The following is an 8,270-nucleotide window of genomic DNA, read 5'->3' on the forward strand; positions in this document are numbered from 1 at the left end:
TTACAGACCGGGTACCAAGCAGGGACAAAAAGCGCGGCTACCGCGGCCCCAATGCGCACCCCAGTGCTCCACGCTGATCCCTATTGCAGGGTGATCTCGACCCGGCGCGCCTCTGCGTCGCTCCCGGTGCCAGGCACCTGCTCGGGTTTTTGCAGCGTGATCTGGCTGTCTGCCACACCTGCGGCCCTCAGCGAATCACGGACCGCCAGTGCGCGCTGGCGGGCCAGTTCTGCATTGGCTGCGGCATTGCCCTTCGGATCGTGAAAACCGGCAATGACCACCTTCTTGCCGGTTTTGGCAGCCCGGACCACATCGACCAGGGCCGCACCGGCGCCAGGCGCCAGGTCGGCCTTGCCGGACGCAAAATAGAACTTCACCACACCGTATTCCACCGTGATGCTCGCGGCATCCGATACATCCCGAGCCGACAGCGCGGGTGCCGCCGGCGCCAGGGGCGCTGCCGCAGGGGCCACCGGCGCGGCCAACACCGGCAGCCCGGCAGCCCCTGCCGGGGCGGGCAAGGGCGGTGTGCCCCGGCGCTGCAGCGCGAGGCTCATCACGAGCGCGATCACCAGGGCAACGATGGCAAAAACAAGGCCCAGCACCAGGCCCAGCTGTTCATCATCCGACGAGGAAGGCATGGGTAAAACTCCGTGAAACGGCACTGGCGAAGCCGCCTGTGCCGGCTGCAAAAAATAACCGGCAGTGTCGCCGGTGAGAGCCGCTCATTGTAAAGTCTGGCTGTGGATACTCCCCCGCCTCCTGCCCTGCGCCACATGCGTGATCCGGCGCCCATGCTTGATCGTTTTCTGCACCAGTGGGGCGGCCGCGAGGACCTCTGGATATTCGGCTACGCCTCGCTGATCTGGCGTCCCGATTTCGACTTTGCCGAACTGCGGCGCGCGCGGGTGCACGGCTGGCACAGGGCACTGAAGATGTGGAGCCGCATCAACCGCGGCACGCCCGAGTGTCCGGGGCTGGTGTTTGCCCTGCTCTCGGGCGGCAGCTGCCACGGTGTGGTGTACCGCGTACCGAAGCACGAAGTCCCGGAGGTGGTCGCCAGGCTCTGGCTGCGCGAAATGGTCACTGCGGTGTATGACCCGCGCCTGCTGCGTTGCAACACCGACAAAGGATCGGTCCAGGCGCTGGCCTTCACCCTGTCACGGGGCAGCCCCAGTTTCACCGGCGAACTCAGCGAAACGCACTACCGGCAGATTTTCTCGAACGCCTGCGGCCGCTACGGCACCACGCACGACTATGCACGCCAGACGCTCGAAAGCCTGCACAACCACGGCATTTCAGATGCCCGGCTGGCGCGCCTGCTCAAACTCTCGCAGGCAGGGATTGCCAGCGACGGGCCGCAGGCCTAAAGTCAAACCATTTCTTCCGCAACGCCCCACTCTGGAGACCTCATGAAAACAGCCCTTCTTCTCGTGGCGACCGCCGCCCTGCTGGTCGCCTGCGCCAGTACCCCCAGCGGCCCGCGCGCCACCGCGCAGCTGCAGCCCACCATCGGCAATACCGCCAGCGGCAGCGTCAGTTTTGTCCAGTCGGGCAACAAAGTCCTGGTCAGCGGCGAAATCCGCGGCCTCAAGCCGAATGCCGAACACGGCTTTCATGTGCATGAAAAAGGCGACTGCTCCAGCGGCGACGGCATGAGTGCGGGCGGGCATTTCAACCCCACCGGCGCGCCGCACGGCAGCCACGGCATGGGCATGCACCACACCGGCGACCTGCCCAGCCTGAAAGCCGATGCCGGCGGCGTCGCGCGCTTCAACTTCGAATCAGGCTCCCTGGCTGTCGGCAGCGGCGTGACCAACATCGTCGGCCGCGGCCTGATTGTTCACCGTGACCCCGATGACTACAAAACCCAGCCGACCGGCAACGCCGGACCGCGACTCGCCTGTGCGGTGATCAGCTAGCACCCCCACGGTGGCGCACTTCGTGTCGCGCCCTGCCCTACCCAGGGGGCCGCTGCGCATGCGGCCCTGCAAAGCCGGTTCCGCGGCCCCGGCTTGAGTGGAACCAGTCAGCGCGCCGCCAGTAACTTTTCGGCGCGTGCCAGATCGTCCAGCGTGTCGATATCGGTCACCACACCCACATCGTCCAGCTCAAGAACCGCTACTGAATTCATAGCTGCTTGCGCACGAACGACGGGGGCTGCACCCTGATTTCCCTTCAAAGCCAGCAGCTGGTCGCGGCACACCGGCGAAAACCCGACCGGGTGACCGCGAATGCCCTGGTACGAGGCCATCACCACCGCGTGCCGCTTCAGGGCCTCGGCCACCGCCAGCAGTGAATCACCCCGCACCAAGGGCAGATCGGCCGGCAGGATCAACCAGCCGGCCGCATCGGGCGTGGAACGCACCCCCTCGGCAATGGAGTCACCCATGCCGGGACGCGAAACATCGGCCTGCACCACATGGTGTGGCAAGCCACTGGCGTGAACTGCGTCAAGCACATGCTGCAGCACCGGCTTGCCCGCCAGCAGTGCTGCCAGCTTGTGCGTGCGGCCTCCACTGGCGATAAAACGTTCACCGCGACCGGCTGCCAGCACGAGGACAGTGGGCAGTGCAGAGGGCGGGGGGGATACGGGCGATGGAAACAGGGGCATGGGGGACTACCTATACTTCCAGTATGTCAGAGCCCAACCAAAACATCGCCGACCTGCGCAAAAGCTACGAACGCGCCGAACTCAACGAAGACGCCTCACATGCCGATCCGATGCAGCAATTTGACCAGTGGCTCAAGGAAGCCATCGCTGCCAAGGTGCCTGAGCCGAATGCGATGACCCTGGCCACGGTGGCCGGCAATGGACGCCCCTCCACCCGGGTGGTGCTGATCAAAGGCTATGACGAGCGCGGCATGGTCTGGTACACCAATTACGACAGCCGCAAGGGCCAGGAACTGGCCACCAACCCCTTCGCCGCGCTGCAGTTTCACTGGGTCGAGCTCGAGCGTGTGGTGCGCATTGAAGGTCAGGTCGAAAAAGTGTCTGCCGAGGAAAGCGACGAGTATTTCCACAGCCGGCCGCTGGATTCGCGCATTGGCGCCTGGGCCAGCCCGCAGAGCGAAGTGATTTCTGGCCGCAGCGTGCTGGTGGCCAATGCGGCCAAATATGGCGCCAAATTTTTGCTGCAGCCGCCGCGTCCGCCGCACTGGGGCGGCTACCGGCTCAAACCCGACAACTGGCAGTTCTGGCAAGGCCGCAAGAGCCGGCTGCATGACCGCCTGCGCTACACCCAGGACGGGGCGGGCTGGCTGCGCGAGCGCCTGGCGCCCTGAATCCGGCGACCGTCAGGGATCCAGACGCTGGATTGACTGATTCGCCACCGCATCAAGCAACGCCTGCGGCACCAGCGCCGGCGCGAGTTGCGCCAGCGGCACCAGCACAAAAGCGCGCTGATTCATGCGCGGATGCGGCAGCACCAGCTGCGCCGAGTCGATGCGCCCGCTGCCATACAAAAGAAGATCAAGGTCCAGCGTGCGCGGCGCGTTGCGGTAGGGCCGCTCGCGGCCGGCGGCCTGCTCCAGGGCCTGCAACTGCGCCAGCAGTTCGGGTGCACTCAGGGCCGTCTGTACTTCCGCCACCGCATTGATGTAGTCACCGCCCGCAGCCGGGCCGGGCGGGTCGCCCGCGTCGGCCAGCGGCGCGGTCCGGTACAGGCTGGAGCGGCCGGTGACCTCGGTCAGCGGCAGGTGTGCCAGGGCCTCCATGGCCGTCCGCACTGCCGCGCCGGCATCACCGAGGTTGGCCCCCAGCGCCACGTAAGCCGTGACAGGACGGGGCGAATCAGCGTGCAGGGCCGTCGCCATGGCCGCCTCGCTCAATAGTCGGTCGGGGCGTCGGAGGGCGGGCCGGCCACCGCTCCGCCTTCGCGGTTGGCCGGCTTGCGGCGGCGCCTGCGTTTTTTGGCGGGCGCTGCTTCACCAGACTCCGTGGATGGGTGGGACGGCGCCGTTGCCTCTGCCGCTTCCAGGTTGCGCGGATCGTCCGGCTCTGCCCGCTTGACGCGGCTGCGTGACTGCTGCGGCTTTTGTGATTGCGCCAGCCGCATCTGCTCGATCATTTCATGACGCTCGTCGTCGTAAGCGGTGCTGAATTTTTCCCACCACTCGGACAGCTCCAGATCAATTTCGCCGGTCTGCGCGCGCAGGCGCAGGAAGTCAAAGCCCGCCCGAAAACGCGGCTGCTCCAGCAACGAATAAGGCGAGCTGCCGGTGCGTTTTTCAAAACGTGGCTGCATGGTCCAGATCTCGCGCATGTCGGTGCCCAGCTTGCCTCGGCCCGAGACGTCGCCGATCTTGGCGTTGAAGGCATCGTCGATCGCGTCCTGCAGCGCGGGCATGGTGTGCTCGCCGCGTTTGAGGCGCCGGGCCCAGCCTTCGCGCACATCGGCCCAGAGCACGCAGGACAGCAGAAAGCTGGGCGCGACCGGCTTGCCTTCACCGACACGGCGGTCGGTGTCGAGCAGGGCCAGCTGCAGGAAGGGCTCTTCCGACGTATCCACCACCACATCCAGCAGGGGGTAGATGCCGGTGTTCAGGCCCAGGAACTTGAGTTGCTCGATGCTGGCCAGCGAGTGGCCGGTTTGCAGCAGCTTGAGCATTTCGTCAAACAGGCGCGACTGCGGCACATCGGCCAGCAGGCCTTTCATGGTCTTGAGCGGTGCCACGGTCTTGTCTTCAAACTTGAAGCCCAGGTCGCTGAGCTTGGCGGCAAAACGCACGGCGCGGATGATGCGCACGGGGTCTTCGCGGTAACGCGTGGCCGGATCGCCGATCATGCGGATGATTTTTTTCTTCGCGTCCCGAATGCCGTGGTGGTAGTCAACCACGATCTGCGTCTCCGGGTCGTAATACATGGCGTTGATGGTGAAGTCGCGCCGCGCGGCATCTTCCTCCATCGGGCCCCAGACGTTGTCGCGCAGCACGCGGCCGGAGGCGTCCACCGCGTGTTTCATGCCGGCGAGTTCGCTTTTGCTGGTGCGCTCGTTGCCGCCGACCTGCTCGGCCAGGCTGCTGTCCAGATGGGCGCGGAAGGTCGAGACCTCGATCACCTCGTGCTCGCGGCCGCGGCCGTAGATCACGTGCACGATGCGAAAGCGCCGGCCGATGATGAAGGCGCGGCGGAACAGCGATTTGACCTGCTCGGGCGTGGCGTCGGTGGCCACATCGAAGTCCTTGGGGCGCAGGCCGACCAGCAGGTCGCGCACCGCACCGCCCACGATGAAGGCCTCGTAGCCGGCCCGCTTGAGGGTGTGCACCACGTCCATCGCGCGTTCATCGACCAGTTTGGGGTTGATCGCATGGTCCTGCGGGCCGACTTCGCGGCGCTCCCCGAAAACTGATTTTTTGGACCGGGTGGCACCGCTGGCGGGACTGGCAGACTTGCCAAACAGCTTGTCGATAAATTTTTTGATCATGGAATCAGGAGATTTTGCCGGGCTGGCCGCGCTTGCAGGGCAAGGGGCACGGTCTCCGGCAGTTAGAACAGCTCAAGTATGCGCCATCCGCGCTCGGTGGCGAGCGCGCGCAGGCGCTCGTCGGGGTTGGTGGCGACAGGGTGGGTGACTTTTTCCAGCAAAGGCAGATCGTTCATGGAATCGCTGTAAAAAGTGCTTTCCACCGCGGTCCAGTGCAGCCCGCGGTCAGCCAGCCACTGCTCGACCCGGGCCACCTTGCCTTCGCGAAAAGACGGGGTGCCACGGATTTCGCCGGTCAGCAGGCCGGCGGCGTCACGATCGAGTTCCACCGCAATCAACTCGGCCACCCCGAAGGCCTTGGCGATCGGCCGGGTCACAAATTCATTGGTGGCGGTGACGATGACGGTGTCGTCCCCCGCTGCCTGGTGGCTGCGGACCAGCTCCAGCGCCGCGGTTTGTATGCCTTTTTGCACGATTTCGCTCATGAACCGGGCGTGAGCAGCTATTGATTTTGTAGCGCCCTGCTCCCGGATGGCCTGCGTGGCAAACCGCACATAGTCATGGATGTCGAGCGTACCCGCCTGGTAGTGGGCAAAAAACTCGGCGTTGCGGCGCTTGAATTCGTGGCCATCACACCAGCCCAGCGCAATCGTGAACTCGCCCCATTCATAGTCGGAATCGATGGGAATCAGGGTGTGGTCGAGGTCGAACAGGGCGATACGACGTGCCCCCACGCTTTTCACTTCGTGTAATACGCTGCCCCCCAAGGGGGCTGTTTTTCCTTGGGGCGGCCCGGCGGAAAAACGCTCGTCCGCGGCTGGGACAGAAGTCATGAATTCTCCAGCATGGATTTGATCAGCGGAATCGTGATCGCGCGCTGGGTCTGCAGCGCGTAGGCGTCAAGCTGGTCCAGCAGCTGCATCAGGTTGCCGAGGTCGCGCGAGAAGCGGCTCAGGATGAAATCCATGGCCTCGTCGCTGAGGAACACGCCACGCGCGTCGGCCTCCTGGCGCAGCACCGCACGGCGCTCGGTCTCGGTCAGGGCCTGCAACGCAAACACATGGCCCCAGCCCAGACGCGTGCGCAGATCCTCGCGCAGGGCCAGGTCGGCCGGTGGCGCGTTGCCGGCTGCCAGCACCCAGCGCGGGTGACCGTCGGCGGCATTGAGCGCATTGACGAACCAGTTGAAGGCCGCCTGCTGCTGCACCGCGGTGTACAGGTGGCAGTCGTCCATGATCACCGCCGCCCATTTTTCATTGAACTCGGGCGGCTCCAGCATGGAGGCATCCAGCCAGCCCACCGCCGCACCCTGTTCGCGCAGCGCCTCGCTGACCGCCTTCAGCAGATGGGTCTTGCCGCTGCCGGGTTCCCCCCACAGATACGTCGGCACCGGGGAGCGCAGGCTGTTGCCAGCCCATAGTTCAAGATGCCTGAGCGCCGCCTCATTGGGGCCGGCAAAAAAATTGGCGAACGACGGCGGCGATGCGAGCCCGATGTCCAGGGCAATCTGCTTCATCTTTGACCCCCTTTGGCGCGGTTCATGGCACGAGGCAGAAACGCAGTAGAGAGCATAGGAATTCCCTCTTCACCAGCACGGGCCGCGGAACCGGCTTTGCCGGGCCGCAGGCGCAGCGCCCCCCCGGGGGGCAGCGCAGTACACGAAGTGACAAGCGTGGGGGCCATATCAATTCTGGTACAGCTTGCTGAGCATGTAGCTGGCCCGCAGGCGGCGAATCGCCACCAACAGCACGGCGCTGGCCGGCAGGGCAATCAGCACGCCGAGAAAGCCGAACAGCTGCCCGAAAGCCAGCAGGGCAAAAATGACGGCCAGCGGGTGCAGGCCGATACGCTCACCGACCAGCCGCGGGGTCAGGTAAAAACTCTCGACCAGTTGCCCCGCACCGTACACGCCGGCGACCACCAGCACGCCATACAGGCCGCCAAACTGGAGAACGCCGGCCAGCAGCGCCAGCACCAGCCCCAGCCCGAAGCCCAGGTAAGGGATGAAAAACGCCAGGCCGGTGAAAACACCCACCGGCACGGCCAGATCGAACCCGAACAGCGTCAGGGCCACGCTGAAATAAATCGCCAGCACCCCCATCACGAGCAGTTGGCCACGCAGGTACTGGCCCAGCACCGTATCCGCCTCGTCCATGAAACTGTCAAACGAAACACGCAGCTTGGGCGGCACCAGTTCCATCAGCAGAGCCACAAAGCGGTCCCAGTCCTTGAGCAGAAAGAACAGGGCCACCGGAATCAGCACCGCATTGCCCACGATGGCCAGCGCCACGCTGCCCCCGAGCTTGAGCGAGGACAGGACCGAGCCAAAGGCGTCCTCAAAGTTGGCACTGAGGTACTTGACGACAAAGGCCTTGATGCTGCCCACATCCAGCGACACCGTGATGCCGAACTGCGCCAGCCACGGCCCCAGCGACGTGTTGACGCGATCGGCCAGCAGCGGCAACTGTTCGCGCAGCAGCGGCAGTTCCTTGGCAAAAATCGGCACCACCAGCAGCAGGATGGACAGGAGGATCAGCAGGAACAGGGTCTCCACGATCAGGACGGCCAGCACGCGCGGCATCCGTCCGCGGCCCAGGGCATCAAGCCGGTTGACCACCGGATTGAGCACGTAAGCAAGCACCGACGCCACTACAAACGGCGTCAGTACCGGTCCCAGCAGCCACAACGCCAGCATCACCAGGGCAGCGATCAGGCACCAGGCGGCTGTACGTTTTTGGGTCGAAGTAAATTGCATGCAGGCGGACAGGGGTGAACCCTTAGAATCTTGACTTGGATTCTATCGGGCTTGCATGTCCGTCCCGCCGGCCCCTTCCCACCACCCAA

The 8,270-nt window shown here is 64.9% G+C and carries 10 protein-coding genes; 3 read left to right on the forward strand and 7 right to left on the reverse strand.

Translation table 11 applies throughout. The features are described from left to right. Window positions 1-80: 80 nt before the first annotated feature. On the reverse strand, window positions 81-641 hold the full coding sequence (locus PSV33_RS12235) for an OmpA family protein (protein ID WP_300562136.1): 561 nt from the start codon (window positions 639-641) through the stop codon (window positions 81-83). A 135-nt stretch (window positions 642-776) separates the two neighbouring features. Here PSV33_RS12235 and PSV33_RS12240 point away from each other — a divergent pair, with 135 nt between their 5' ends. Then, window positions 777-1,370, forward strand: a complete 594-nt coding sequence (locus tag PSV33_RS12240; RefSeq protein WP_300562186.1) for a gamma-glutamylcyclotransferase — start codon at window positions 777-779, stop codon at window positions 1,368-1,370. Window positions 1,371-1,412: 42 nt separating this feature from the next. After that, window positions 1,413-1,922: a superoxide dismutase family protein gene (locus PSV33_RS12245; protein WP_300562138.1), complete on the forward strand. Its 510-nt coding sequence runs from the start codon at window positions 1,413-1,415 to the stop codon at window positions 1,920-1,922. Between the two features lie 107 nt (window positions 1,923-2,029). On the opposite strand, the gene PSV33_RS12250 is transcribed toward PSV33_RS12245, so the two are convergent. Further along, on the reverse strand, window positions 2,030-2,614 hold the full coding sequence (locus PSV33_RS12250) for an NTP transferase domain-containing protein (protein WP_300562140.1): 585 nt from the start codon (window positions 2,612-2,614) through the stop codon (window positions 2,030-2,032). 23 nt (window positions 2,615-2,637) lie between these two features. Here PSV33_RS12250 and pdxH point away from each other — a divergent pair, with 23 nt between their 5' ends. Beyond that, the gene (gene pdxH, locus PSV33_RS12255) at window positions 2,638-3,285 is read left to right on the forward strand and encodes a pyridoxamine 5'-phosphate oxidase (RefSeq protein WP_300562141.1); all 648 of its coding nucleotides are present in this window, start codon (window positions 2,638-2,640) and stop codon (window positions 3,283-3,285) included. Window positions 3,286-3,297: 12 nt separating this feature from the next. Here pdxH and folK read toward each other — a convergent pair whose 3' ends face one another. The 5 genes from folK to PSV33_RS12280 form a co-directional block, all read right to left on the reverse strand. Next, a complete protein-coding gene (gene folK, locus PSV33_RS12260; protein WP_300562142.1) occupies window positions 3,298-3,816 on the reverse strand; it encodes a 2-amino-4-hydroxy-6-hydroxymethyldihydropteridine diphosphokinase in 519 nt (172 codons plus the stop codon). 11 nt (window positions 3,817-3,827) lie between these two features. Further along, the gene (pcnB, locus tag PSV33_RS12265) at window positions 3,828-5,426 is read right to left on the reverse strand and encodes a polynucleotide adenylyltransferase PcnB (RefSeq protein WP_300562143.1); all 1,599 of its coding nucleotides are present in this window, start codon (window positions 5,424-5,426) and stop codon (window positions 3,828-3,830) included. A gap of 62 nt (window positions 5,427-5,488) precedes the next feature. Further along, a complete protein-coding gene (locus tag PSV33_RS12270; RefSeq protein ID WP_300562144.1) occupies window positions 5,489-6,259 on the reverse strand; it encodes an HAD family phosphatase in 771 nt (256 codons plus the stop codon). Continuing rightward, the gene (gene hda / locus PSV33_RS12275; protein WP_300562147.1) at window positions 6,256-6,942 is read right to left on the reverse strand and encodes a DnaA regulatory inactivator Hda; all 687 of its coding nucleotides are present in this window, start codon (window positions 6,940-6,942) and stop codon (window positions 6,256-6,258) included. The genes PSV33_RS12270 and hda overlap by 4 nt, the downstream gene beginning before the upstream one ends. 168 nt (window positions 6,943-7,110) lie before the next feature. Beyond that, window positions 7,111-8,181, reverse strand: coding sequence for an AI-2E family transporter (locus PSV33_RS12280; RefSeq protein ID WP_300562150.1), 1,071 nt, complete (start codon window positions 8,179-8,181; stop codon window positions 7,111-7,113). Between the last annotated feature and the right edge of the window lie 89 nt (window positions 8,182-8,270).

The sequence above is a fragment of the Polaromonas sp. genome (genome assembly GCF_029945895.1).
Classification (GTDB): domain Bacteria; phylum Pseudomonadota; class Gammaproteobacteria; order Burkholderiales; family Burkholderiaceae_C; genus Polaromonas.